Annotated in this window: 22 protein-coding genes and 1 pseudogene; 15 read left to right on the top strand and 8 right to left on the bottom strand. The window is 67.5% G+C overall.

The genetic code is table 11. The features are described 5' to 3' along the window. Positions 1-3 precede the first annotated feature (3 nt). Positions 4-1,458: a glyceraldehyde-3-phosphate dehydrogenase gene (locus ACIQK7_RS12615; protein ID WP_403025405.1), complete on the top strand. Its 1,455-nt coding sequence runs from the start codon at positions 4-6 to the stop codon at positions 1,456-1,458. On the opposite strand, the gene ACIQK7_RS12610 is transcribed toward ACIQK7_RS12615, so the two are convergent. Next, entirely contained in the window at positions 1,455-1,850 is a 396-nt protein-coding gene (locus ACIQK7_RS12610; protein WP_403025402.1) for an RNA-binding S4 domain-containing protein, read from the bottom strand. The genes ACIQK7_RS12615 and ACIQK7_RS12610 overlap by 4 nt on opposite strands. Positions 1,851-1,913: 63 nt before the next feature. Between ACIQK7_RS12610 and ACIQK7_RS12605 the strand changes: the two genes are divergently transcribed. After that, positions 1,914-3,356: an FAD-dependent oxidoreductase gene (locus ACIQK7_RS12605; protein WP_403025399.1), complete on the top strand. Its 1,443-nt coding sequence runs from the start codon at positions 1,914-1,916 to the stop codon at positions 3,354-3,356. A 52-nt stretch (positions 3,357-3,408) separates the two neighbouring features. Here the strand turns inward: ACIQK7_RS12605 and ACIQK7_RS12600 are convergent. Together ACIQK7_RS12600 and ACIQK7_RS12595 are read right to left on the bottom strand one after the other, a co-directional pair. Next, positions 3,409-3,807: pseudogene (locus ACIQK7_RS12600) on the bottom strand (Pr6Pr family membrane protein); the annotation flags it as partial. Between the two features lie 170 nt (positions 3,808-3,977). Continuing rightward, positions 3,978-4,421: a HEAT repeat domain-containing protein gene (locus ACIQK7_RS12595; protein WP_325208848.1), complete on the bottom strand. Its 444-nt coding sequence runs from the start codon at positions 4,419-4,421 to the stop codon at positions 3,978-3,980. A 120-nt stretch (positions 4,422-4,541) separates the two neighbouring features. Between ACIQK7_RS12595 and ACIQK7_RS12590 the strand changes: the two genes are divergently transcribed. The 4 genes from ACIQK7_RS12590 to ACIQK7_RS12575 all read left to right on the top strand — a co-directional run bounded on the left by ACIQK7_RS12590 (position 4,542) and on the right by ACIQK7_RS12575 (position 7,192). Then, positions 4,542-5,159, top strand: coding sequence for a CDP-alcohol phosphatidyltransferase family protein (locus ACIQK7_RS12590; RefSeq protein WP_403025396.1), 618 nt, complete (start codon positions 4,542-4,544; stop codon positions 5,157-5,159). An 18-nt stretch (positions 5,160-5,177) separates the two neighbouring features. Next, positions 5,178-5,732 carry an FHA domain-containing protein gene (locus ACIQK7_RS12585; RefSeq protein WP_403025393.1) on the top strand — a complete coding sequence of 185 codons (555 nt, stop codon included), beginning with the start codon at positions 5,178-5,180 and terminating at the stop codon, positions 5,730-5,732. Positions 5,733-5,812: 80 nt separating this feature from the next. Beyond that, complete coding sequence (locus ACIQK7_RS12580) at positions 5,813-6,460, top strand: MerR family transcriptional regulator (protein WP_403025712.1); 648 nt, start codon at positions 5,813-5,815, stop codon at positions 6,458-6,460. A gap of 183 nt (positions 6,461-6,643) precedes the next feature. Next, positions 6,644-7,192 carry a MerR family transcriptional regulator gene (locus ACIQK7_RS12575; RefSeq protein ID WP_147721062.1) on the top strand — a complete coding sequence of 183 codons (549 nt, stop codon included), beginning with the start codon at positions 6,644-6,646 and terminating at the stop codon, positions 7,190-7,192. A 58-nt stretch (positions 7,193-7,250) separates the two neighbouring features. Here ACIQK7_RS12575 and ACIQK7_RS12570 read toward each other — a convergent pair whose 3' ends face one another. Continuing rightward, positions 7,251-8,039 carry a ParA family protein gene (locus ACIQK7_RS12570; RefSeq protein ID WP_403025391.1) on the bottom strand — a complete coding sequence of 263 codons (789 nt, stop codon included), beginning with the start codon at positions 8,037-8,039 and terminating at the stop codon, positions 7,251-7,253. 121 nt (positions 8,040-8,160) lie between these two features. On the opposite strand from ACIQK7_RS12570, the gene ACIQK7_RS12565 reads away from it, so the two are divergent. From ACIQK7_RS12565 to ACIQK7_RS12555, 3 genes are read left to right on the top strand one after another with little or no spacing between them, the layout of a single operon-like run. Continuing rightward, entirely contained in the window at positions 8,161-11,565 is a 3,405-nt protein-coding gene (locus ACIQK7_RS12565; protein ID WP_403025389.1) for a pyruvate carboxylase, read from the top strand. Between the two features lie 47 nt (positions 11,566-11,612). Further along, positions 11,613-12,983, top strand: coding sequence for an AAA family ATPase (locus tag ACIQK7_RS12560; RefSeq protein ID WP_403025387.1), 1,371 nt, complete (start codon positions 11,613-11,615; stop codon positions 12,981-12,983). An 18-nt stretch (positions 12,984-13,001) separates the two neighbouring features. Further along, the gene (locus tag ACIQK7_RS12555; protein WP_403025384.1) at positions 13,002-13,490 is read left to right on the top strand and encodes a peptide deformylase; all 489 of its coding nucleotides are present in this window, start codon (positions 13,002-13,004) and stop codon (positions 13,488-13,490) included. An 87-nt stretch (positions 13,491-13,577) separates the two neighbouring features. Here ACIQK7_RS12555 and ACIQK7_RS12550 read toward each other — a convergent pair whose 3' ends face one another. Next, positions 13,578-15,404 (bottom strand): AMP-dependent synthetase/ligase, encoded by a 1,827-nt coding sequence (locus ACIQK7_RS12550; protein ID WP_403025381.1) that lies wholly within the window; start codon positions 15,402-15,404, stop codon positions 13,578-13,580. Between the two features lie 186 nt (positions 15,405-15,590). On the opposite strand from ACIQK7_RS12550, the gene ACIQK7_RS12545 reads away from it, so the two are divergent. From ACIQK7_RS12545 to ACIQK7_RS12535, 3 genes are all read left to right on the top strand, one after another. Then, positions 15,591-16,538 carry an ROK family glucokinase gene (locus tag ACIQK7_RS12545; protein ID WP_403025378.1) on the top strand — a complete coding sequence of 316 codons (948 nt, stop codon included), beginning with the start codon at positions 15,591-15,593 and terminating at the stop codon, positions 16,536-16,538. Between the two features lie 32 nt (positions 16,539-16,570). Next, positions 16,571-17,260, top strand: coding sequence for a lysophospholipid acyltransferase family protein (locus ACIQK7_RS12540; protein WP_403025376.1), 690 nt, complete (start codon positions 16,571-16,573; stop codon positions 17,258-17,260). A 135-nt stretch (positions 17,261-17,395) separates the two neighbouring features. Then, complete coding sequence (locus ACIQK7_RS12535) at positions 17,396-18,724, top strand: class II 3-deoxy-7-phosphoheptulonate synthase (protein ID WP_403025709.1); 1,329 nt, start codon at positions 17,396-17,398, stop codon at positions 18,722-18,724. A 16-nt stretch (positions 18,725-18,740) separates the two neighbouring features. On the opposite strand, the gene pknB is transcribed toward ACIQK7_RS12535, so the two are convergent. Next, a complete protein-coding gene (gene pknB, locus ACIQK7_RS12530; protein WP_403025374.1) occupies positions 18,741-20,678 on the bottom strand; it encodes a Stk1 family PASTA domain-containing Ser/Thr kinase in 1,938 nt (645 codons plus the stop codon). A 69-nt stretch (positions 20,679-20,747) separates the two neighbouring features. Next, complete coding sequence (locus ACIQK7_RS12525; protein ID WP_403025371.1) at positions 20,748-22,007, bottom strand: LysM peptidoglycan-binding domain-containing protein; 1,260 nt, start codon at positions 22,005-22,007, stop codon at positions 20,748-20,750. A gap of 190 nt (positions 22,008-22,197) precedes the next feature. Here ACIQK7_RS12525 and ACIQK7_RS12520 point away from each other — a divergent pair, with 190 nt between their 5' ends. Beyond that, positions 22,198-22,536 (top strand): Rv2175c family DNA-binding protein, encoded by a 339-nt coding sequence (locus tag ACIQK7_RS12520; protein ID WP_325208837.1) that lies wholly within the window; start codon positions 22,198-22,200, stop codon positions 22,534-22,536. Between the two features lie 46 nt (positions 22,537-22,582). On the opposite strand, the gene ACIQK7_RS12515 is transcribed toward ACIQK7_RS12520, so the two are convergent. Further along, positions 22,583-23,671 (bottom strand): polyprenyl synthetase family protein, encoded by a 1,089-nt coding sequence (locus ACIQK7_RS12515; protein WP_403025367.1) that lies wholly within the window; start codon positions 23,669-23,671, stop codon positions 22,583-22,585. Between the two features lie 73 nt (positions 23,672-23,744). On the opposite strand from ACIQK7_RS12515, the gene ACIQK7_RS12510 reads away from it, so the two are divergent. Then, the gene (locus tag ACIQK7_RS12510; RefSeq protein ID WP_403025364.1) at positions 23,745-24,113 is read left to right on the top strand and encodes a DUF3040 domain-containing protein; all 369 of its coding nucleotides are present in this window, start codon (positions 23,745-23,747) and stop codon (positions 24,111-24,113) included. 235 nt (positions 24,114-24,348) lie between these two features. Further along, positions 24,349-24,780, top strand: a complete 432-nt coding sequence (mraZ, locus tag ACIQK7_RS12505) for a division/cell wall cluster transcriptional repressor MraZ (protein ID WP_147721084.1) — start codon at positions 24,349-24,351, stop codon at positions 24,778-24,780. Positions 24,781-24,845 lie beyond the last annotated feature (65 nt).

Genomic DNA, 24,845 nt, shown 5'->3' with positions numbered 1-24,845 from the left:
CCCATGGGCCACTCGTCCGACCAGTACCTGCACAGTTGGAGCGACCGCGAGACGGTCGCCGAGGCAATCATCCCCCTCGTCGGACGGCTCTATCGGGAGAACGGCGTCGTGACCTCGATCCACGGTCGCCGCCTCATCAACAAGTCGGCGATCGGCGTGCTCAAGGCACACAACCTCACGCGCCAGGGCACCGAGTTCTCCGTCACCGAGACCCTTCCCATCATCGAGGCACTCACGACCCTCGACCTCGGCCCCGCGTCGATCGATGTCGCGAGCCTGCTCCTGCGCCACCAGCAGGAGGGTGGCGACCTCACCGAGTTCCTCCGTCGTGAACTCGCGGCCGTCGTCGGCCACAGCACCGACGAGGATGCCGAGCCCGTCGACGTCGTGCTCTACGGCTTCGGTCGTATCGGCCGCCTGCTGGCGCGCATCCTGATCGCCCACCAGGGCGGCGGCTCGACCGGCCTGCGGCTCCGTGCGGTCGTCGTGCGCAAGGGCTCGGAGAACGACCTCATCAAGCGCGCGAGCCTCCTGCGCCGCGACTCGGTGCACGGCCCCTTCGAGGGCACGATCGAGGTCGACGAGGAGAACAACACGCTCCTCGCCAACGGCACCCTGATCCAGTTCATCTACTCCAACAGCCCCTCCGAGGTCGACTACACGGCCTACGGCATCAAGAACGCCGTCATCGTCGACAACACGGGCCGCTGGCGCGACGCTGAGGGCCTCTCGGAGCACCTCAAGAGCCCCGGCGCCTCGCGCGTGCTCCTCACGGCGCCCGGCAAGGGCGAGATCAAGAACATCGTGCACGGCATCAACCACGACACGATCGCGGATGACGACCTCATCCTCTCGGCGGCATCCTGCACGACGAACGCCATCACCCCCGTGCTCAAGGCCGTCAACGACGCCTACGGCATCGTGCACGGCCACGTCGAGACGGTGCACTCCTTCACGAACGACCAGAACCTGATCGACAACTTCCACAAGGGCGACCGTCGTGGCCGTTCGGCCGCACTCAACATGGTCATCACCGAGACCGGTGCGGCGAAGGCCGTCGCGAAGGCCCTCCCCGAGCTCGCGGGCAAGTTGACGGGCAACGCGATCCGCGTTCCCACCCCCAACGTGTCGCTTGCGATCCTCAACCTCACCCTCGACCGGGAGGCGCCGCGCGAGGAGGTCAACGACTACATCCGCGACCTCGCCCTCAACTCGGTGCTCCGCCAGCAGATCGACTACGTCGAGTCGGCTGAGATCGTCTCCTCCGACTTCGTCGGCACGAGCCGCGCCGGCATCGTCGACGGCCTCGCGACGCTCAGCACTGGCAAGAACCTCGTGCTCTACGTCTGGTACGACAACGAGTTCGGCTACAGCCGCCAGGTCATCCGCGTGCTGGAGACGATCGCGGGCAACCACCCGCACGTCTTCCCGGAGCGCACCCCGGTCGCTCCCAGCTAGACCTCGTCCTCGCGCTGATCCTGGCCCCGGCCGCGCAGCCGCTCGAGTTCGCGGCGCTCCCGCTTGGTGGGGCGCCCGGCTCCGCGGTCGCGCACCGGGGCCAGCGGTCGTTCCTCCCTCGGCGGGGGAGGCGGCGTCGTCTCGTCGTAGGCAGTGGCCGCCTCGGGCGCCCCGACGCGCTTCGCGATGAGCCTGCGCACGATGAAGGTGCGGTCGAAGCCGGCGATGCGCACGCGCACCTCATCGCCGATGCGCACGGCCTGGGCCGCCTTGACCCGTTCGCCGCCGACCCTCACATGGCCGGCACGGCAGGCGGATGTCGCGGCCGATCGTGTCTTGTAGACGCGGATGGCCCACAGCCAGCTGTCGACGCGCGCACTCGTTGCCTCCACGATGCCAGCGTAGCCGCGTGCCTCGCTGGAGCTTCCCGCACTCCGGCGATACAGTGACCCACGATGTCAATCACGCGGCGATCCTTCATCGTCGGCTCGGTCTCCGGGCTGACCATGCTTGCCGTCGCGGCCTGCACCGAGGCCGAGCCGCAGCCGACGCCGAGCGTGCCGCCGACGCGGTCGAACATCCCGCAGCCGAGCGCCTTCGAGCGCAGCAACTGGGGCGGCGACGCCTTCACCCTGGGTGCCGTGAGCTACCTCCCGGTCGGCGCGACCCCCGAGCACCGCACGGTGCTCTGCGAGCCCGTCGATGGCCGCATCTTCTTCGCGGGCGAGCACACGGCTGCCGTGGGGGCCGGCACGGTGCAGGGTGCGCGCGCCTCGGGCCGCCGCGCGGCGAGCGACGTGCTCCTGCGGGCCGAACCCGGCGAGCGGGTCGCGGTCGTGGGCGCGGGCCTCGCGGGGGCAACCGCCGCGAGAATCTTGACGGATGCGGGCTTTGATGTCGTCGTCATCGAGGGGCGCGAACGTGCGGGCGGGCGCATCCGTTCCGTGTCGGGCGAGGAGTGGCCGTTCCCCGTCGAGTTGGGCGCGGCGCTCGTGCATGACCCGCGGTCGAACTCCGTCTCGATGTCGCTGACGGATGCCGGGATCGAGACCGTGCCGATCGCGGCGTCGGTCGAGCGGCGCACGCGGGCGGGCGCGGTCGTCGAGCCCTCCGAGGCTCCTGCCGACGCGCTGGAGTCGGCGCGGGAATGGGCGGCCGGCCAGCTCTCGGACCTATCGATCGCCGATGCGATCGTGGAGTCGGGGGAGGGCGACGTGAGCCAGGCGGCCTCGCCGGAGGGCGTCTCCGAGGCCGACCTGCTCGAGAACTACGTCCTGTCCGACGTCGTGCTCGCATCCGGTGCCGACGCCGACGAGCTGTCGTCGTGGTTCTCCGAGCCGGTGCTCGCACTGCGCGAGGGTGACTCCCTCGTCGTGGGGGCCTTCGACGACCTGGTCGCGGGCGAACTCGAGGGCATCGACATCCTGCCCTCGAGCACCGTCTCGCACATCACGACGACCGAGCGGGGCGTGAGCCTCCGGCTTGCGCGCGGGGAGTCCTACTCGGCCGAGCGCGTCGTCGTCACCGTGCCCCTCGGCGTGCTCAAGGCTGGCGCGATCGAGTTCGAGCCGCCGCTTCCCTTCGAGCACCGCGGCGCCATCAGCGCGCTCGGCATGGGCCTGCACGAGCGGGTCGTCATCCGCTTCGATGAGCCCTTCTGGTCGACGGATGCCACGCGCTGGAGCGTCGTCGACGGCGACTCCGACTTCCCACTCTGGATCAATCTCATGCCCTCGACGGGGGAGCCGATCCTCGTGGGCCTCACGGGCGGTGAGGCTGCGGCCCGACTCGCCGAGTACTCCGACCAAGAGTTCCTCGACGCGGCGCTCGCGAGCCTCGAACCGTTCCTCGACCCGTCGCTCGTGTCACCGGGCCCCTCGGATGGTGTCGACGGCTGAGCGCGATCAGCAGCGCGACGATGAGCGAGAACACCGCGACGATCGCGAGCAGGTAGAGCGCGAGTTCGAACGGGATCTCGACGAGGGCAGGGTCGAGGAAGAAGTAGGGATACCAATAGACCTGTGACCCGCGGATCATCGTGTAGATGACCCACACTGCGGGAAACAGCATGACGATCCCGAGGGTCTTCCACGGCACCTCCCTGCCGGGCGCGAGCCACCAGTCGAGCAGGGCATAGGCGGGCAGCACGAAGTGCAGGATCTGGCTCGACCACGGCGCCCACACGGGAACCCCCCGCGTCGTGCCCTCGACCAGCAGCACGGCGAAGACGATCCCCGAGACCGTGACGTAGGTCGTCACGAGCGCGCGCACCTGGTCGAGCCACACGGGATCCCTGGGCTGCCTGAGCGCGATGACCGCCGCGGTCGAGAACACGATGACGGCGAGCATCATGCTCTGCACCGTGAAGTAGCTGAAGAAGTTGCCGATCGCGAAGGGGCTCGTGCCGATCGTGAAGTTCACATCACCGATGAGCGCGACGATGGCCGTGATCGCGGCGATGATCCTCGCGATCCCGAACCACTTGCGTCTCGATGGCACTCGTCTGCTGGCGGCTGCGCTCAGGCGTCGACGAGGGAGCCCTTCCAACGCACGAGCTTGCGCACCGTGTCGCTGGGATCGGCTGAGAGTCGGTGCATGACGTCGGCGGGCACGTGGTAGTTGACGGCGAGCCATCCGCGCACCTGTTCGGAGGGGTCCTCGGCCATGCTGCGCAGCACCTCGCACGATGCGCGCTCATTGCGGGCGACACTCTCGCGCACCTTCTCATCGGGGTCGCGCGCGAGCTCGGCGAGCACGTCCTCCGGGGTGTTGTAGTTGCTCGCGGCACTCTCGCGGATGCGCGGGTTCGGGTCCTTGGCAAGCAGCCGCAGGCGGCGAAGCTTGCTCGCCGTCACGGGGGGAGCCGGGTGCAGTCGGGCCGCCTCTTCAGCGGTGAGCATGGCGGGGGCGAGTTCTCGCATCGCCTCCCTCTGGGCTGGAGTGTTGAAACGGATGCACGACATGCCCTCGAGCGTACTCCGGGGGCCTGAGCGTCCCCGGCTGTTTGCTGGCGTGCCGTGGCATCCGTCGCCCCACCGGCACCTGCCCTGATCGTGCCTGCCGCACTCGGTAGACTCGGAGCTGTGGAGGATGTGTCGAGCGGTTCCGTCTCGGGTCGCGTGTTCACGGTCCCCAATGTGCTGAGCATGCTGCGGCTGCTCATGGTGCCGGTCTTCCTTGTGTTCGTCGCCCGCGGCGACGACGTCGCGGCACTCGTCGTCCTGGCGATCTCGAGCATCACCGACTACCTCGACGGCGTCATCGCGCGTCGCTTCAACCAGATGACGAAGCTGGGACAGGTCCTCGACCCGGCGGCCGACCGGCTCTTCATCTTCGCCGCGCTCCTCGGGCTCGCGCTCAGGGACGTGCTGCCGTGGTGGCTCGTCGCCGTCGTCGTGGCCCGCGACGTGTTCCTGCTCGCGGTCGGTGTCGTGCTCGCCAACCACGGGTACGGGCCACTGCCCGTGCATCACATGGGCAAGCTCGCGACGTTCTGCCTGCTCTACGCCTTCCCCCTCCTCATGCTGGGGCAGGCAATCCCCGTGGCCGCGCCCATCGCAGATCCGCTCGGCTGGGCCTTCGGACTGTGGGGCGCGTTCATCTACTGGTGGGCCGCCATCGTCTATGCCCGGCAGGCCGCTCGGCTCACGGCAAATTCGACTCCCGACGAGTTGCCGGAATCCGATACGCTGGGACGCTAACGAGCTAGGGAGGTTCACATGGTCGATTCGACGCCGTCGCCGCATGACCCGAAGGCCGGTCGTCCCGCTCCCTCGCCGGAGGTGCGGCCCGAGCCCGTCTCGAGTGACACGGTTGCCGTCACGCCGCAGCAGCGTGAGGCCAGCACGGTCGACACGACCGCGCACTTCGGTCCCGAGTTCGAGTCCCAGTTGGCTGCCCTGAGCGGAGATGTCACGCCGGAGGAACTCGAGGCAGTGGGCGCACTGCCGTCGCGCTCCGCGCTCCTCATCGTCAGGCGCGGCCCAAACATCGGCGCTCGCTTCCTGCTCGACTCCGACCTCACGACCGTGGGTCGGCACCCGGATGCCGACATCTTCCTCGACGACGTCACGGTGTCGCGCAAGCACTCGCAGTTCGTGCGCACGGGAAGCTCGTTCGAGATCCGCGACCTCGGCTCGCTTAACGGCACCTATTTCGACGGCGTGCGTGTCGATTCGGCCGCGCTGACGGATGGCTCGGAGGTCCAGATCGGCAAGTTCCGGCTCACCTTCTACGCCTCGCGCGTCGACCTCGCGTCGCGGGCGGGGAGCTAGTGGCCCGGGCCGCGGCCCAGGTCAAGGTCCTTCCCGAGGCGCAGGGGGCGCTCACCGGTTCCTCCGCTCCGCTCCTCAGCATCGGGCAGGTCCTGGCCCGCCTGACCTCAGAGTTTCCCGACCTCACGCCCTCGAAGCTGCGCTTCCTCGAGGAGCGGCGCCTCGTTTCACCGGCCCGCACCGAATCGGGCTACCGCAAGTTCTCGCACGACGATGTCGAGCGCCTTCGCCTCGTGCTCACGATGCAGCGCGACCACTACCTGCCGCTCAAGGTCATCAAGGGCTACCTTGACGACCTCGATGCGGGGCGCCAGCCCGAACTCCCCGGCGTACCGGGCACGCCGGCGCCCTCAATGCTGTCGACTGAGCGTCGCTTCAGCCGCGAGGAGATCGTGCGGGAGGCCGGCGCGACACCCCAGTTGCTCTCCGATGCTGTCTCGTCGTCGCTCATTGTCGCGGCAGACGTCTATGGAGAAGACGCACTCCGGGTGCTCACGGCCCTTGTGGAGCTCAAGCGATCGGGCATCGAGCCGCGCCACCTCAGGGGGTTCCGCGCCGCCGCAGAACGCGAGTTGGGTCTCATCGAGAGCGCGCTCATGCCCGTGTCTCGGCGCAAGGACGCCTCCAGCCGGGCCAAGGCGAGCGAGCTTGCTCGCGAGATCGCGGGACAGCTGGAGGTTGTGCGCAGCAGCCTCATTCGCGGTGCGCTTTCGCGTCTCGACCCGTAAGCTGGGGTCAGCGCATCCGCCTCCGCGACGACACGCCGCGGGTGACACGGCTCAATGCCGAACAATCACCCCGAGTGCTCGTAGCGTTGGTGCAAGATCAACTTCAACCTCACGTTGAAAGTTGATCTGCCGCCGTGACGGCGGCATGAGGCATTCAAGACCCATCGTGGAAGGCACAGCGAGATGAGCGAACTCAGCAATCGGAACGAAGAGTCTCGCTACGACCTCGGACTCCTCTTCACCGATGGCCTGCCCGACCTCGACGACGCCTCCGGCTATCGCGGTGCCGTCGCGGCTCGCGCCGCCGGCATCAGCTACCGCCAGCTCGACTACTGGGCCCGCACCGAGCTCGTGCAGCCGACCGTTCGCGGTGCCGCCGGTTCGGGGTCGCAGCGCCTCTATGGTTTCCGCGACATCCTCGTGCTCAAGCTCGTCAAGCGACTCCTCGACACGGGCATCTCGCTGCAGCAGATCCGCACGGCTGTCAACCAGCTTCGTGAGGCGGGCGTCAACGATCTCGCCCAGACGACCCTCATGAGTGACGGCGCAAGCGTCTACCTCTGCACGTCGAATGACGAGGTCATCGACCTCGTGAACCGCGGCCAGGGCGTCTTCGGCATTGCGGTCGGCAAGGTACTGCGCGAGGTCGAGACGAGCCTTGTGGAGCTCGAGACCGACAAGCCCGAGGCGATGGACGAGCTCGCCGCTCGCCGCGCTACCAAGGCCTCCTGACGCCGCTCTGCTCCGCGGGTTGAGTACGCCCGTCAGGGCCGTACCGAAACCCGGCGAGTCAGACCAAGCCGGCAGTGCGCATGACGCGCTCGAGCAACTGATCGAAGTTGCGCGCCATCTCCTGTGCGCTCTCGCCGGGCCACATGTGGAGCGGCTTTGCGGCTCCCTGGGCCTGCTGCAGCGAGGTCCGCTCTGGCAGCTGGGGGCTCAGCACGAGGGGGCCGAACATGTCCCGTAGCTCCTTGATGCGGAACTGGTGCTCGAGCGACTGCACGCGGGCACGGTTGACAATGATGCCGAGGGGCTGCAGCCGGGGGCTCAGTCCACGTCGAATCTCTTCGATCGCACGGAGCGCGCGGTCGGCAGCGGCGACCGAGAAGAGCCCTGGCTCTGTCACGACCGTCACGCGATCGCTCGCGGCCCACGCCGTTCTGGTGAGGGCATTGAGCGAGGGGGCGCAGTCGATCAGCACGAGGTCGTAGTCGTCCTCGACATTCGCGAGCGCTTCCTCAAGCTTCCAGATATCCCGGATGCTCGGGTGTGGTCCGTCGAAGTTGATGGCCGACGGGCTTCCGATCAGCACGTCGATCTTGCCGGGGCGACCCTTCGTCCAGCCGCTCGGCGCGATCGCCTGCCTGACGATCTTCTCCTTGGGGGAGGCGAGCACGTCGGCGATGTTGAGCCGGCCCACGACGTTGATGTCCATGCCGGTCGAGACATCCGACTGAGGGTCGAGGTCGACGACGAGGGTGCGCAGCCCCTTGGCGAACGCCGCAGATGCGAGGCCAAGCGTGACAGTGGTCTTCCCGACGCCCCCCTTGAGGGAGCTCACGCTGAGTACATGCACAACAGCAGACTCTACCTTCAGTAGTCTGGACGCATCCACTACCGACGCACCGGCACGCTTCGTGTTTTGCGCTCGGTCGTGATCGGGTGCAGTGCCGCGCGGGTGCGGCGAAAGGGGCAGGATGTTCTCCAAGATTCTCGTGGCCAACCGTGGCGAAATTGCCATCAGGGCCTTCAGAGCGGCCTACGAGTTGGGGGCGCGCACCGTCGCGGTCTTCCCCTACGAAGACAGGGGGTCGCTGCACCGTCAGAAGGCTGACGAGGCCTACCTGATCGGCGAGAAGGGGCATCCGGTTCGCGCGTACCTTGATGTCTCCGAGATCATCCGCGTCGCGAAGCTGAGCGGCGCCGACGCCATCTACCCGGGCTACGGCTTCCTCTCCGAGAACCCTGAGTTGGCGCGCGAGGCGGCGGCCGCAGGCATCACCTTCATCGGCCCGGGCGACAGCGTGCTCGAGATGGCGGGAAACAAGGTCACCGCCAAGGAGTACGCGATCGCGGCGGGCGTGCCAGTGCTCGCCTCGTCGCCCGCGACGACCGACATCGACGTGCTCGTCGCTGCGGCTGACGAGATCGGCTTCCCCGTCTTCGCCAAGGCGGTCGCGGGTGGCGGCGGCCGCGGAATGCGCCGTGTCAACACGCGCGAAGAGCTTCGGCCCGCGCTCGAAGAGGCGATGCGCGAGGCAGACAGCGCGTTCGGTGACCCCACGATGTTCGTCGAGCAGGCCGTGCTTCGCCCGCGCCACATCGAGGTGCAGATCCTGGCCGACACGACGGGTGAGACGGTGCACCTCTTCGAGCGTGACTGCTCGATCCAGCGCCGCAACCAGAAGGTCGTCGAGATCGCTCCGGCGCCAAACCTCGACGAGGCCACGAGGCAGGCGCTCTACCGCGACGCGGTCGCCTTCGCGAAGTCGATCGGCTACGTCAACGCGGGCACAGTCGAGTTCCTGCTCGACACCGAGGGGGAGCGCGCGGGCCAGCACGTGTTCATCGAGATGAACCCGCGCATCCAGGTCGAGCACACGGTCACGGAGGAGGTCACGGATGTCGACCTCGTGCAGGCGCAGATGCGCGTCGCGGCGGGGGAGACCCTCGAGCAGCTGAAGCTCACGCAGGGTGAGCTGCGCCTCCACGGTTCGGCACTCCAGTGCCGCATCACGACCGAGGACCCGACGCAGGGCTTCCGCCCCGACACTGGCAAGATCACGACCTACCGTTCGCCGGGTGGCGGCGGCATCCGCCTCGACGGCGGCACAGTCGCGACGGGCTCCGAGATCAGCCCCCACTTCGACTCCATGCTCGTCAAGATGACGTGTCGTGGCCGCGACTTCGCGGCGGCGGTCGGCCGTGCGCGCCGGGGCCTTGCGGAGTTCCGCATTCGTGGTGTCTCCACCAACATCCCGTTCATCCAGGCGGTGCTGGAAGACCCCGAGTTCATCTCCGGCGACATCAGCACAGCGTTCATCGACACGCGCCCGCACCTCCTGCACGCGCACCCCTCGCGCGACCGCGGCACCAAGATCCTCAACTGGCTCGCGGATGTCACGGTCAACCAGCCGAACGGAGCGGCCCCCGTCGCATCCGCCCCCATCGTCAAGCTGCCGAGCATCGACCTCACGCAGCAGCCGCCCGCGGGTTCGCGCCAGCGTTTGCTCGAGCTCGGGCCCAAGGGCTTCGCGACCGCGCTGCGGGAGCAGAAGGCGCTTGCCGTCACCGAGACGACCTTCCGCGACGCACATCAGTCGCTGCTCGCGACCCGCGTGCGCACACGCGACCTCGTGGCAGTCGCGCCGCACGTGGCACGCCTTACTCCCGAGCTGCTCTCGGTCGAGGCCTGGGGTGGCGCAACCTACGACGTCGCGCTCCGCTTCCTCGGTGAGGACCCGTGGGAGCGACTGGCGGCCCTGCGCGAGGCACTGCCGAACGTCGCGATCCAGATGCTGCTGCGAGGGCGCAACACGGTCGGCTACACGCCGTATCCGACCGAGGTGACCGACGCCTTCGTGCGCGAGGCCGCCGCGACCGGCGTCGACATCTTCCGCATCTTCGACGCCCTCAACGACGTCTCCCAAATGCGCCCCGCGATCGACGCCGTGCTCGAGACGGGCACGACGCTCGCCGAGGTCGCCCTCTGCTACACGGGCGACCTGCTCGACCCGGCAGAAGACCTCTACACGCTCGACTACTACCTCCGCCTCGCTGAGCAGATCGTCGAGTCGGGCGCGCACATCCTCGCGATCAAGGACATGGCCGGACTGCTTCGCGCTGGTGCCGCCGAGACCCTCGTGTCGGCGCTTCGCGATCGCTTCGACCTTCCCGTGCACGTGCACACGCACGACACGGCGGGCGGCCAGCTCGCGACGCTGCTCGCAGCCGCGAGGGCCGGCGCGGACGCGGTGGATGTGGCATCCGCCCCCATGGCCGGCACGACGAGCCAGCCCTCGATGTCGGCGCTCGTCGCGGCGCTGTCGCACACGGGCCGCGACACGGGCCTCTCGCTCTCGGGCGTCTCGGACCTCGAGCCGTATTGGGAGGCCGTGCGCGAGGTCTACGCGCCCTTCGAGTCGGGCCTCGCCGGGCCGACCGGCCGCGTGTACCACCACGAGATCCCGGGCGGCCAGCTCAGCAACCTGCGCCAGCAGGCGATCGCACTCGGCCTGGGCGACCAGTTCGAGCGCATCGAGGATGCCTACGCCGCGGCGAATGCCATGCTCGGGCGCCCGCCCAAGGTCACGCCGTCGTCGAAGGTCGTCGGCGACCTCGCGCTCGCCCTGGTCGCGGCTGACGCCGACCCCGCCGACTTCGAGGCGAACCCGCAGAAGTACGACATCCCCGACTCCGTCATCGGCTTCATGGCGGGCGAACTGGGCGACCTGCCGGGTGGATGGCCGGAACCCTTCCGCAGCCGGGTGCTCGAGGGTCGCACCGTGCGCGTCGGCCTCACCGACATCTCCGAGGAGGACTCGGCCGCGCTCGACGGCACTTCGGGGGAACGTCGCCAGGCACTCAACCGGCTGCTGTTCCCGGCTCCAGCCGCGCAGTTCGCGGAGGTGCGCGAGCAGTACGGCGACCTCTCCGTCGTCGACACGGTCGACTACCTCTACGGTCTGCGCCAGGGCGAGGAGCACATCGTCGAGATGGAACGCGGCGTGAGCCTCTATGTCGGGCTCGAGGCCATCGGCGACGCCGACGACAAGGGCATGCGCACCGTCATGGCGACCATGAACGGCCAGCTGCGCCCGGTCTTCGTGCGCGACCGCAGCATCAAGGTCGAAACGCGTGCGACCGAGAAGGCGGATGCCTCCAAGCCGGGCCACGTTGCGGCCCCCTTCGCGGGCGTGGTCACCCTCCAGGTCGAGGAGGGCGCCACGGTGCAGGCGGGCGAGTCCGTCGCCACGATCGAGGCCATGAAGATGGAAGCGTCGATCACGGCGGGCATCTCGGGCACCGTGCAGCGGCTTGCGGTGAAGGCCACCTCTCCCGTTGAGGGCGGTGACTTGCTGCTCGAGATCGTCGCCGACTGAGCCTTTGGTAGGCTCGATCGTTGGTCTCAGGCGAAAGGAATGCTTCTGTGGCGGTCAAGCGCGGTGCATCAGGCGATGCTGACGACGCGACCCGTGGGCGCGACTTCGCTGGCGAGCAGGAGGGTGCGTCGGATGTCGCAGACTCCGTGCTGTTGGAAGACGGGGGAGATGACCTCGCTGCCGAGGTGCCGCCCAGCCTCACGGTGAACGTCGACCTTCCAGCCCCAGTGCGCACGGTTCCCGAAGATGAGCTGGCGGTCAGGATCTCCGACGAGCCGGTGAGTCCTGGTCTGCTGGCGGGCGTGGATGCCAGCAACCTCTCGATTAGCGTCGCCCCCGAGCTCCTCGAGCCGGCCGACGACGATGACGGGGTGGACGACGCCGTCGACGTGCCGCCGCTGCCGGCACGCGAGGACCGATCCTCGGATAGCCAGAGCAGGCGCGACCGACTCCGTGGCGAGGTCTCGATGTCGCCGGAGTCGGCCAGCATGCTGACTGCCGATCGCCTCATCGACGTCAAGAAGCGCCGTCGGCCCGCACCCGAGGGAGCGTGGCAGTCCTTCGTCTACACCGCGACGCTGCACCTCGTGAACCTGGGCGATTCGCCGAAGGCACGCCAGCGCAAGGAACTCGAGGCGCGCATCGACAAGCAGTTCGAGGGCGGCACGCGCTTCGTCCCAGTGCTCACGCGCAAGGGCGGCGTCGGCAAGACCACCGTCACGGCGCTGCTGGGCATGGCCCTCTCGGATGTTCGTGAGGATCGCATCATCGCGATCGATGCCAACCCCGACAGGGGAACGCTCGCCGAACGCATCAACAAGCAGACCAGGTCGACCGTGCGCGATGTCGTCACGCAGGCGGCGTCGATCACGAGCTTCAACGACTTCTCGATGATGGTCTCGCGAGACGACACGCGACTCGATATCCTCGCCTCCGACACCGATCCGCTGCTCTCGGAGGCCTTCGACGAGAACGACTACAACGTGGTCGCTGACCTCGCAGCGCGGTTCTACTCGATCGCCTTGACGGATTGCGGCACGGGCATCGTCCACTCCGTCATGCGCGCGACGCTTCAGCGCGCGGACTCGATCGTCATCGTCTCGGGCGGCAGCGTCGACGAGGCCCGCCTCGCATCCGAGACGCTCACCTGGCTCGAGTCCAACGGCTATTCCGAGCTCGTGCGCAACGCGGTTGTCGTCATCAACACGGCGACGCAGGGCACCAACCTCATCAAGCTCGACGAGATCGAGTCCCACTTCCAGTCTCGTGTCCGCGAGATCGTCCGAATTCCCTACGACCCACAGCTCGCTGCCGGCTCCGTCATCGACTACGCAACGCTCAAGCCCCTGACCCGCGACGCCGCCCGGCGCCTCGCCGCGCTCGTCATGGACGGTCTTCCTGTGCGTCGCGGCAGCTGACGCCCACTGGAGGACCACATGACCGTACGCCAGATCAGGATCTTCGGAGACCCCGTGCTCAAGACGGTGTCTGACCCCGTCGGCCCCGGCGTCGATGTGAGCGGCCTCGTGGAGGACCTCATCGACTCCGTCAAGGTTCCGGGCCGCGCGGGCGTCGCGGCGCCGCAGATCGGCGTGAACCTGCGCGTGTTCAGCTACAACGTCGACGGCCGCATCGGCTACGTCATCAACCCCGAGCTGGTCGAGGTGTCGGGGGAACCCGAGCTCGTCGACGAGGGATGCCTCTCGGTGCCCGGACTCTACTTCAAGCGCCGTCGCTACCCCTTCGCGAGGGTGCGCGGTGTCGACCTCGACGGCAAGCCCGTCGAGCTCAGCGGCACGGGCACGATGGCGCAGGCGCTGCAGCATGAGACTGATCATCTGAACGGCGAGCTCTACATCGACGGGCTCGACAAGGACACCAAGCGTGAGGCCATGCGTGCCATCCGCGAGTCGGACTGGTTCTAAGCGAGCGCGTCCGCTCTCTCCACGCGTTTCCTGAACGACAAGGGGCCCGCATGCCAGGCATGCGGGCCCCTTGTGTTGCTCGGTGTATCAGCCGCTGACCGAGATGCCCTCCGTCGCGGGGGTGCCGCTGTACATGCTCTCGATGACATCGGCGAAGTCGGCGATCACGCGGTCGCGCTTGACCGACAGCTTCGGCGTGAGGTGGCCACTCGCCTCGGTGAGCTCGCGCTCGAGGATCGTGAACTTGCGGATGGACTCGGCGCGCGAGACGGTCGCGTTGGCCGCGTCGATCGCGCCCTGCACCTCGGCGATGACCTTCGGGTTCTTCGCCGCCTGTGCTGCATTCATGGTGGCGTCCTCGCCGGCGTTGTTGAGCCACACCGGGAGCATCTCCTCGTCCAGCGTGATGAGCGCCGAGACGAAGGGCTTCTGGTCGCCGACCACGACGACCTGGCCCACGATCGGGTTGGCCCGGATGGGGTCTTCGAGCGCGGCGGGAGCGACGTTCTTGCCGCCGGCCGTCACGATGATCTCCTTCTTGCGGCCCGTGATGACGAGGTAACCATCGGCATCGATCTCGCCGATGTCGCCAGTCTTGAACCATTCGCCGTCGAACGACTCTGCCGTGGCCGCGTCGTTGTTCCAGTAGCCGGGGAACACGCTGACGCCCTTGGCCTGCACCTCTCCGTCATCGCTGATACGGATGGCGTTGCCGGGGACGGCCGGCCCGACCGTGCCGATCTTGAACTTCTTGACGAGGTTGACCGTCACGGGGGCCGTCGTCTCGGTCAGCCCGTAGCCCTCGAGAATCGTGAGGCCGAGGGCGCGGTAGAAGTGCCCGAGGCGGAGCCCGAGGGGAGCGGAGCCGGAGACGGCGTACTCGACTCGGCCACCCATCGCCGCGCGCAGCTTCGAGAGCACGAGCCTGTCGAGCACCTTGAACTTGAGCTTGAGCCCGAGCGGGATGCGACCGGTGTCGAGCGCCTTCGAGTACTCGATCGCCGTTGCAGCAGCGGCGTGGAAGATCTTGCCCTTGCCGCCGGCCTCAGCCTTCTGCTCGGAGGCGTTGTAGACCTTCTCGAAGACGCGGGGAACCGCGAGGAGGAAGGTCGGCTTGAAGCTTCCCAGCGCCTGCAGCAGCTTCTTGGTGTCTGGCTCGTGGCCCACCTTCACGCCGCCGTGGATGCTCAGCACCGAGATGAAGCGTGCGAAGACGTGGGCGAGGGTGATGAACAGCACGGTGCTCGAGGCATCGTGCATGACCTCGGGCATGTTCAGACGGCTGTTGCGCGCGAGCTCGTAGAAGTTCGCGTGGTTGAGCCGGACGCCCTTCGGCTTGCCGGTCGTGCCGGAGGTGTAGATGATCGTGGCAATGTCGTCTGCCTTGGCGATCGAGCGGCGGCGCTCGATCTCCTCGTCGGTGACGGCGGAGCCTGAGGCGGAGAGCTTGTCGATGTCGCCGAGGTCGATCTGCCACACGCTGCGAACCAGCGGCAGGTCAGCGCGCACCTCGTCGAAGCGTGCGAAGTGGTCGGGTGTCTCGCCGAAGAACGCGACGGCGTTGGAATCGGAGAGGTACCACTGGATCTGCGCGGGCGCGGAGGTCTCGTAGATGGGCACGAGCATGGCACCCGCGTACCAGGCTGCGAAGTCGATGAGGCTCCACTCATAGCGGGTCTTCGCCATCAGGGCGATGCGGTCGCCCGGCTCGATGCCTGCTGCGACGAAGCCCTTCGCCAGGGCGATCACCTGGCGCTCGAACTCGCGGCACGAGACGTCCTTCCACGAGCCGTCAGGCTGGGGGATGGCGAAGAGCGCTTTATCTGGTGTCTGCTTCACCCGCTCAACCAACAGGTCGGTGGTGTTCGCATTCGGGTCTGCCTCAACCAATGCGGGCACGCTGTACTCTTTCACGGCAACTCCTTCGGTACCTCAGAGGGTGCGGGTATTCGATATACCCTACTCGCAGCGGGCTCCCAGTCTCGATGCCGTTGTCGAATCCCTACACTGGACGGAACGCATCAGCGAACACCGTTATCGCGCATCGCACCGTTGGCTGCGAGCGTCGTCCACCCTCGGCCCTTGAAGTGAGGATTCTCGATGCATGCAGTCGGAATTGACATCGGCGGCACCAAGATCGCGGGAGCACTCGTCGCCGAAGACGGCACGATCCTGCGCTCCGACCGCTCGCCGACGCCAGCCGGCAGTCCCGCCGAGATCGTCGAGGTGGTGGTCGGCATGATCACGCGCCTCGCTGAGGGGCACGATGTCATGGCTGCGGGCGTCGCGGCGGCGGGCTTCATCGACGAACAGCAGTCGACCGTCTATTACGCGCCCAACATCAGCTGGCGAAACGAGCCGTTCCGTGACCGCCTCATGGCAGAGCTCGACCTCGACGTCACGATCGACAACGACGCGAATGCCGCGGGGTGGGCCGAGTTCCGCTTCGGCGCGGGTCGCGGTGTCGACGACATGACGATGCTCACGATTGGCACGGGTGTTGGGGGAGCGGTCGTCGCCGGCGGCCACCTGATGCGCGGTGGTTTCGGGGCGGGTGCTGAGCTCGGCCACCTGCGGGTGGTCCCCGGCGGCCTCCCGTGCGGCTGCGGGGCACGCGGATGCATCGAGCAATACGGCTCGGGTCGCGCGCTCCTGCGCATGGCCAACGAGATTGCCGACGTGGGCGGAATCGGATTGCGCCTCGCCGAGCTCCGCGAGCAGAACGGCACACTCCGCGGTGAGGATGTCGCCGAGCTGATCGCTGCTGACGATCCTGGCGCCGTCCAGGCGCTTCGAGAGCTGGGCGGCTGGCTCGGCCAGGCCTGCGCATCGCTCGGGGCCGTGCTCGATCCGCGACTCTTCGTCTTCGGTGGCGGCGTCGCTGCCGCGGGGGAGTTGCTGCTGGCGCCCATCCGTGAGGCGTACCTCGCCCATCTGCCTGCTCGTGGCTATCACCCCGAGCCGAAGTTCGTCACGGCACAGCTCGTCAATGACGCTGGCGTCGTGGGGGCGGCCGACCTTGCCCGGCTGCACTTCCGCTCGCGCTAGAGTGTTCGAGCCACTGCAGTAGAGAGGTCTCGATGTTCTATTGGTTCATGAAGAACCTGGTCGCAGGCCCGATCCTGCGCACCGTGTTCAGGCCGTGGGTGGTGGGGCACGAGAACATCCCGGAGACGGGCGGCGTGATCCTCGCGAGCAATCACCTCTCCTTCATCGACTCGGTCTTCCTGCCGCTCGTCATGGATCGGCGCATCAGCTTTCTCGCGAAGAGTGACTACTACACCGCCAAGGGCCTGAAGGGCTGGGCGATCAAGAACTTCCTGACGGCAACGGGGATGCTGCCCATCGACCGCTCGGGCGGCAAGGCGAGCGAGGCATCCCTCAATACGGGCCTTGGCGTACTGGCGAGGGGCGAGGTGCTTGGCATCTACCCTGAAGGCACCCGAAGCCCTGACGGCAAGCTCTATCGCGGTCGCACTGGTGTCGCCCGGATGATCCTCGAGGGCGGGGTGCCCGTCGTGCCCGTCGTCATGGTCGACACCGAGAAGGTCATGCCCATCGGCACTCGGATTCCCAAGGTGCGTCGTATCGGCGTCATCATCGGCAAGCCGCTCGATTTCTCACGGTTCGAGGGCATGGAGGGCGATCGCTTCATCCTGAGGTCGATCACCGACGAGATTGTCTACGAACTCATGCGCCTTGGCGAACAGGAGTATTCCGACGTGTACGCGTCGTCGGTTAAGGAGAAGCGCGGCTCCCTCAGCCGCTGACGTGGACGCCGTCGCCCACGACGTCCAGTAAACTTGCCGCAACCGGGCAGGGACGCCCGGCATCTCATTGTTCACTCGAATAGGAACCCCGTGGCCAAGTCGTCTGAAGAACCCGTCGTGCAAGCAGATCCCTCAGTGCTCGCAGGTCTCGACTATTGGCGCACGCTTCCCATCAAGCAGCAGCCACAGTGGCCCGACGTCGACGCGGTCGGCGCAGCCTCTGACGAGATCGCCTCGCTGCCGCCACTCGTGTTTGCGGGCGAGGTTGACCAGCTGCGCACGCGGCTGGCGGAAGCGGCTGCCGGCAAGGCATTCCTGCTGCAGGGCGGTGACTGCGCCGAGACCTTCTCGGGTGCCACGGCTGACCAGATCCGCGACCGCGTGAAGACGATCCTCCAGATGGCGGTCGTGCTCACCTACGGCGCCTCGATGCCGATCGTCAAGATGGGGCGCATGGCAGGCCAGTTCGCCAAGCCGCGGTCGAGCGACACCGAGACCCGTGGCGACGTCACCCTTCCCGCCTACCGCGGCGACATCGTCAACGGCTACGACTTCACGCCCGAGTCGCGCGAGGCGGATCCCCGTCGGCTCGTGCAGGGGTACCACACCTCCGCGTCGACGCTCAACCTCATCCGTGCCTTCACGCAGGGTGGCTTCGCCGACTTGCGCGAGGTGCACAGCTGGAACCGCGGTTTTGCCTCGAACCCCGCCAACAAGCGGTACGAGGCGCTTGCCCGGGAGATCGACAAGGCCATCCGATTCATGGAGGCCGCGGGCGCCGACTTCGAGGAACTCAAGCGCGTCGAGTTCTACTCGAGTCACGAGGGCCTCCTCATGGACTACGAGCGCCCCATGACGCGCATCGATTCGCGCACGGGCACGCCCTACAACACCTCGGCGCACTTCCTCTGGATCGGTGAGCGCACCCGCGACCTCGATGGTGCCCACATCGACTTCTTCTCGCGTCTTCGCAACCCGATCGGCATCAAGCTCGGCCCGAGCGTGACCGCCGAAGAGATGAAGAGGATCATCGACAAGCTCGACCCCGAGCGCGAGCCCGGGCGGCTCACCTTCATCACCCGCATGGGCGCCGGCAAGATTCGCGACGCCCTCCCGCCCCTCCTCGAAGCGATCAAGGGCATGGATGCCAATCCGCTCTGGGTCACCGACCCCATGCACGGCAACGGCATCACGACGCCGACCGGCTACAAGACGCGCCGTTTCGATGACGTCATGGATGAGGTCAAGGGCTTCTTCGAGGCGCACCGCGCTGCCGGCACGCACCCCGGTGGTATCCACATTGAGCTCACGGGCGATGATGTGACGGAGTGCCTGGGCGGTTCCGAATTCATCGACGAGGCGACCCTCGCGACGCGTTACGAGTCGCTGTGCGACCCGCGACTCAACCACATGCAGTCCCTCGAACTCGCGTTCCTCGTGGCGGAGGAGCTCAGCGCCAGCTGAGTTCGTCCGCGACGCGTCACCCTCCGGCTGCGAGGCCGATGGTGACCGTGGAACCCTTGTCGACGGCCGATCCCGGAGCGGGATCAGCAAAGGTCACTGTTGCGTTGTCCGGCACAGCGGAGAGGAACTCGCTAATCGGGTTTCTGAACCTGATTGCGAATCCGGCGTCCGTGAGCAACTGCCGTGCCGTTCGCCAGGTCTGACCCTCGACGTCGGGCACCGCGACCTGCTCGATGCCCTTGGAGATGATGAGGTCGACGGCACCGCCCTCCGGGACTGTTGCCTGGCCCTGCGGTGCCTGCGCGCGGATGAGGAGGCCGGCCGCGATCGTGTCGTTGTACTCCTCGACGGCCTCGACGCCCGTGAGCCCTGCATCGGCGAGGACGGCCTTCGCATCGTCGACCGTCTGGCCGGAGACATCCGGAATCGGACCTCGCGAGACGATCAGCGTGATCTCCTGCTGCTCGCCATAGCTCTCAAGGGTGGCGAGGTCGACGTCTCCCGCGCCGAGCGCCTGGAGCACGGTGCCCTCCGCGGAGTCGGCGTGGAAGACATAGCGCGATGCACCTGCCGTGAACCGCGCATCCGCGATCGCCGCGAGGGCATCCGCCTCCGACAGGCCGACAAGCGTGGGGATCGGGAGCATCTCCGGACCCAGCGAGACGATGAGGGTGACCGTCGAACCGTGCTCGACGGCGCTGCCAACAGGCGGGTCGGTGCCAATGATCCTGTCTGTGGGAACAGTGGGGCTGTGGGCCGTCGCATTCTCTGCCGCGACCACGAGGTTCTGTGCCTCGAGCGCCTCAACCGCGGCGGCCGGCTCGAGTCCTGCGACGTCGGGAACCGAGACGCTCGCGCCGGGCCCCGCGCCGAAGTACCAGCCGGCACCCGCCGCGAGTCCCGCCAGCAGCAGCACGAGGGCGACGAGCCAGCCGCCGCGCGACTTGCGCTTGGCGCTCTTCTCGCTGAGCGTGGCGACGTTCGGGCCGAGGTCGGCATCCGGGCGGCGTGGCTGCACTGGTGCGATGACCTGTGTCGCGTCGGTGCCGCCAACCGCCATGGGGAGCACCATCGTGTGCTGCATGGGTGTCGTGTCGTCGCTGCCCAGTCCCGAGAGCGTCCTCTGCGTCTCGAGCAACTGGCTCAGCATGATGCCGGCGTCGCGGGGCCGCTCTTCGGGGTCGCGCGCGGTCGCCCACAGCACGAGCTCGTCGAGCTCCGTCGGCACTCGCGGGTTGAGCGTGCTCGGCGTCGGCACCGTGTCATTCGCATGCTGCTGCGCGACATGGAACGGCTGTTCACCTTGGAAGGGCTGCTCGCCCGCGAGCATCTCGTAGAGCATGATGCCGATCGCGTAGATGTCGCTCCGCGTGTCGGCGACGCCGCGTGTGACGAGCTCGGGGGAGAGGTAGGCGACGGTCCCGAGCAGCGCGTTGCCGGTCGCAGTGGCGGCGGATGCGGCGCGCGCGAGCCCGAAGTCGCTGATCTTGATGCGTCCATCGTCGGCGAGGAGCACGTTCTCGGGCTTGAGGTCGCGGTGCACGATGCCGCTCCGGTGCGCCGCGGCGAGGCCGCTCAGCACGGCCTCCATGATGTCGAACGCCTGCTCGGTCGTGAGCACGCGGTGGTCGTTGAGGAGGTCGCGCAGCGTGATGCCGGGCAGGTACTCCATCACGAGGTAGGCGGTCTCGTCATCCTGACCCTGGTCGTAGACGTTGACGACGTTCGGGTGGGCGAGCCTCGCGGCAGACCGGGCTTCCTGGATGAATCGCAGGCGGTACTGCGAGTCATCCGCAAGGTGTGGGTGGATGACCTTGATGGCCACGCGCCGTTCGAGCCTCAGGTCGGTCGCAAGGTAGACGGTCGCCATGCCGCCGCGGGCGATGCGTGAGCGCACCTGGTATCGGCCGTCGAGCAGACGTCCAATCATCGGGTCAGAACTCACAGTGCTCACCGCTCAAGTCTAGAGTTGGCGTGCACGGGCGCCCGGGTGCGAAACACCCGCGGTCATCACGGCTCGGTATCAGCTGAGCTGTGCGAGCCATGCCCGCGCCGAGGTCTCCCACTTGGCGTAGGCGTCGGGGAATGCAGAGATCTGCACGGCCTGCGCCGCCTGGGTCACGGTCATTCCGCGCCAGCCGGGGATGTCGAGGAGACCGCGCGTCACGCCGGCATTGGGGTTGTTCGGCCCGCCGAAGAACAGCCTTGCGGCGTAGTCGGGAGTCGTGAGCTGAGCGACGGTTCCCCATCCGGCGCTCGGCCGCTGCTGGAAGAGGCCCACGGAGTCGAGGTCGCCCCAGTCGAGGTTGCGCAGGGTGGACTCCTGGGCGGCTGCGGCGAGCGCGATGACGAGACCGTAATCGTCGACGCCCAGGGAGCGCCCCACCCCGACGATCGTGCGCGCGTGGCCCGCCATCTCCGGGGTCATGGGCACGACGACGTCCGCCGCTGCCGGGACAGTCCCGGCTGGCTGCACGCTTGGGATCACGAGGCTCTGGCCCGCATAGATCGTGCTCGACGCGGTCAGGCCGTTGGCCGAGAGCAGCGCCCCGAGGCTGACGCCGTGGCGTTGTGCGATTGACGTGGCGGTCTCACCGGAGACGACCGTGTGGTTCGTCGCTGCAGGCGTGGGCGCCGCGGTGGGAGTAGCGGATGCGACGCTGCTGCTGCCCGGGATCGTCAGCTTCTGGCCCGGGTAGATGATCGACTGGGCGCTGAGGCCATTCGCGGAAAGCACGGCCTTCGCGCTGACTCCGAACTTGGCGGCGATGCCGCTGACGGTGTCGCCTGCGGCGATCGTGTAGACCGACGCGCTGCGCGCAGTGGGCGTGGCGGCCACGGGCGCCGCGGTCTTCGACAGCATGAGCACCTGGCCGGGGTGGATGATCGACTTCCACCCGAGGCCGTTCATCGCGAGCACCGTCGCGGTGGAGAGCCCGAAGCGACCGGCGATGCCGCTGACGGAATCACCGTCCTTGACCGTGTAGGTCGCCGGGGCGGCAGCGAAGGCGAAGTCACCCTCAGGGGTGCTCGCGGTCGCTTCGCTCTTGGCGCTCACGCCAGCGAATGCGGCGCGCACGTTCTCCCTGAGGTGGGAGCGCGAGTCGGAATCGTCGCGATCCGTCGCCCGCTCCGTGTCGACCACGATGGGGCCCGTGAGGTTCATGCTCATGGCGAGCGAGGACGCGATGACGATCGGGACGGTTGACAGTGACGCGCGAGCGGCGCGAGAGCGGTCGCGGAACAGTCCGCGCGAGGTGGCTCGATCAGTGAGAGTGGTCATGGCTGTCCCCGGGGTCTCGTACTTCAGTGCTGCGCAGTAACAGTCAAACTGACACAGAAGGATAGTCCTGTCAACCAATGTGACCGATGGTGCAGATGTGACTTGAGTTTACCCATCCGTAACATTCTCTGGCGCGACTCGTGACCGGGGCGTTGCGGAACCTCGGAGCGATATCTGACAGGATTTTGTTGTGACTGAAGCCACAGACATCCGCTGGTTGACCATCCCCGATCTTGTGGAGACACTCGGGATCGGCGTGAGCAAGGTGCGCCGCCTCATCGAGGACCGAAGCCTCGCCGCCCGCAGGATCGACGGGGTGTGGCAGGTTCCGGAGCTGTTCATCCGTGACGGGGAGCCCCTGTCAGAGCTGCGGGGCACCCTCATCGTCTTGACGGACGCCGGCTTCAGTGACGTCGAAGCGCTCGACTGGCTGCTCTCGCCGGAGGAGAGCCTCGGCACCTCGCCCATCGAGGCGCTGCGGGCTGGACGCAAGGCTGAGGTTCGACGGGTCGCCCAGGCTCTCGCCTGAATCCGGCCGGCTGCCCACTCGTCGCCGGCGCCGCCGGGGTCGCGCGTCAGACGACGCGCTGCGTGACCTTCTCGACGAGCTCGATGAGCCGTCCCCGGGCCTCGGGGTCGATCGATGCCGTATCGAGTGACGCGCGGGCGCGGTCAGCGTTGCGCTGGATCGCCCGCTCCACGTCGTCGACGGCACCGCTCTGCAGCAGGGTTGACTGGAGGGTCCTGACCTGCTCGTCGCTCAGCTCCGGGTCGCCGAGGAGCTCATCGAGCAGCCGGGTCGAGGGCCCGGGCATCCGTCGCCGCGCCTGCGCGACGAGCACAGTGCGCTTGCCTTCGCGCAGGTCGTCGCCCGAGGGCTTGCCGGTCTCGGCCGGATCGCCATAGACGCCGAGGAGGTCGTCCCTCAACTGGTAGGCGATGCCGAGGGGAAGACCGAAGTCGCGAAGCGCCGTCGACTGCTCGATGCTCGCGCCGCTCAGCGCCGCCCCGATCAGGAGTGGTGCCTCGACGCTGTATTTCGCCGACTTGTAGACGATCACCCGTTGGGCGCGCTCGAGCAATGAGTCATCCGGCCACGAGCGCCACGAGTGCTCCTCGAGCACATCGAGATACTGGCCCGCCGTGACCTCGGTACGCATGCGGTTGAACTCGCGGCGCGCGGCGAGGGCAGCGGATGCATCGCCGAGCGAGTGCAGGCCGGCATCGAGGATCTCATCGCTCCAGCCGAGGAGCAGGTCGCCGAGGAGGATCGCGCTCGACCGCCCGAAAGCGTCTGCGTCGCCCGACCAACCCGTGTCGCGGTGGAGGCGTTCGAAGCGGCGGTGGGCCGCTGGCATCCCTCGCCGCGTGTCGGAGTTGTCGATGATGTCGTCGTGCACGAGTGCTGCTGCGTGGAAGAACTCGAGAGCCGTCGCGGCATTCACGATCGCTTCGAGCGGCCCGTCCGGGGAGCCTCCCGCTGCACGCCACCCCCAGTAACAGAACAGCGCGCGAAAGCGCTTGCCGCCCGAGAGCAGCTCCCGCGACCAGTCGACGAACGGACTCAGGTCGGGGGAGACCTCGGCCAGTTGTGTCGCCTGGGCCTCGAGAGTGCGGTCGATGTTCGCCTGAACCTGCTCAACTATCCGCGTACTCTCAGTCACGCGTATAGCCTAGCCAGCGAGAGCGGCATACAATTGGGGTGGCAGTTCAACGGATCCGCCGGGAGGAGTCACCATGCCGCTGTCCGAACGTGAGCAGCGTCTCCTCGACGAGATGGAGCGCAGCCTCTATCAGAATGACGCCGACTTCGTGTCGACAGTGAGTCAGCGTCGGGGTGCCCCCAACTATCGCCTGCTCGTGGGCGGCGTGCTCATCGCACTGGCTGGCGTCGCGGCGATCGTCGTCGGTGTTGTCATCAAGCAGCCGGTCGTCGGCGTGCTCGGCTTCATCGTCGTCTTCGGCGGCGCACTTCTCGCGATCTCCTCGCCTCGCCGTACGGACTCTCCAGTGAGCCCCGTCGCAGGGCCGTCTCGCGGCAAGTCCCACGCAGGGTTCATGGATCGTATGAACGAGCGCTGGGAGCGCCGACAGGGCGAACGCTGACGCAGTAGTTCCGCTCCACAACAGGGTCGACCTTCGGGTCGGCCCTTTTTTGTGCGCGCGCACACCGGCGACTGCGGATTTTTCCTCCACCCTCCTCCACCCGCTACTTCCCCGTGTTTTGGGGCACCTTTGTCGGCAACATTGGCCTTTCCTTCGCCATTTCCTTGTTAAGTGGGGGAGAGTGGAGTAAAGTGGGGCATACCGAAGCTGGGCCGGAGTGGAAGGGGGTGCCGAGATGTTCCTTGGCACCTACGCGCCCAAGCTCGACGACAAGGGTCGAGTGATCCTTCCGGCCAAGTTCCGCCAGGAGTTGGAGAACGGCGTCGTGCTCGCTCGCGGCCAGGAGCGTTGCCTCTACGTCTTCAGCACGCGTGAGTTCGAGGAACTCGCCGACAAGATGCGGCAGGCGCCCGTCACGGGCAAGCAAGCCCGCGACTACATGCGTCTCTTCCTCTCTGGCGCCACGGCAGAGGTGCCGGACAGCCAGAACCGCGTCACCATTCCCGCCGCTCTCCGCGCCTACGCGGGCCTCGACCGGGAACTCACCGTCATCGGTGTGGGCAACCGCGCCGAGATCTGGGACACCGCCGCGTGGGAGGCCTACTACGCCGAGCAGGAAAGTGCTTTTGCCGACACCACGGAGGAGGTGATCCCGGGACTCTTCTAGCGCCCTGGGCCTGACTCCCAGCCGAACGCCCTGCCGCACTTCCCCGGCGGCAGGTCGAGTCGGAT

Origin of the sequence: Salinibacterium sp. GXW1014, assembly GCF_044769865.1 — a bacterium.
In the GTDB taxonomy this organism is placed as follows: Bacteria; Actinomycetota; Actinomycetes; order Actinomycetales; family Microbacteriaceae; genus Homoserinimonas.
The sequence above is the reverse complement of the archived record's forward strand: the minus strand, read 5'-3'. Positions and strand labels throughout refer to the sequence as shown.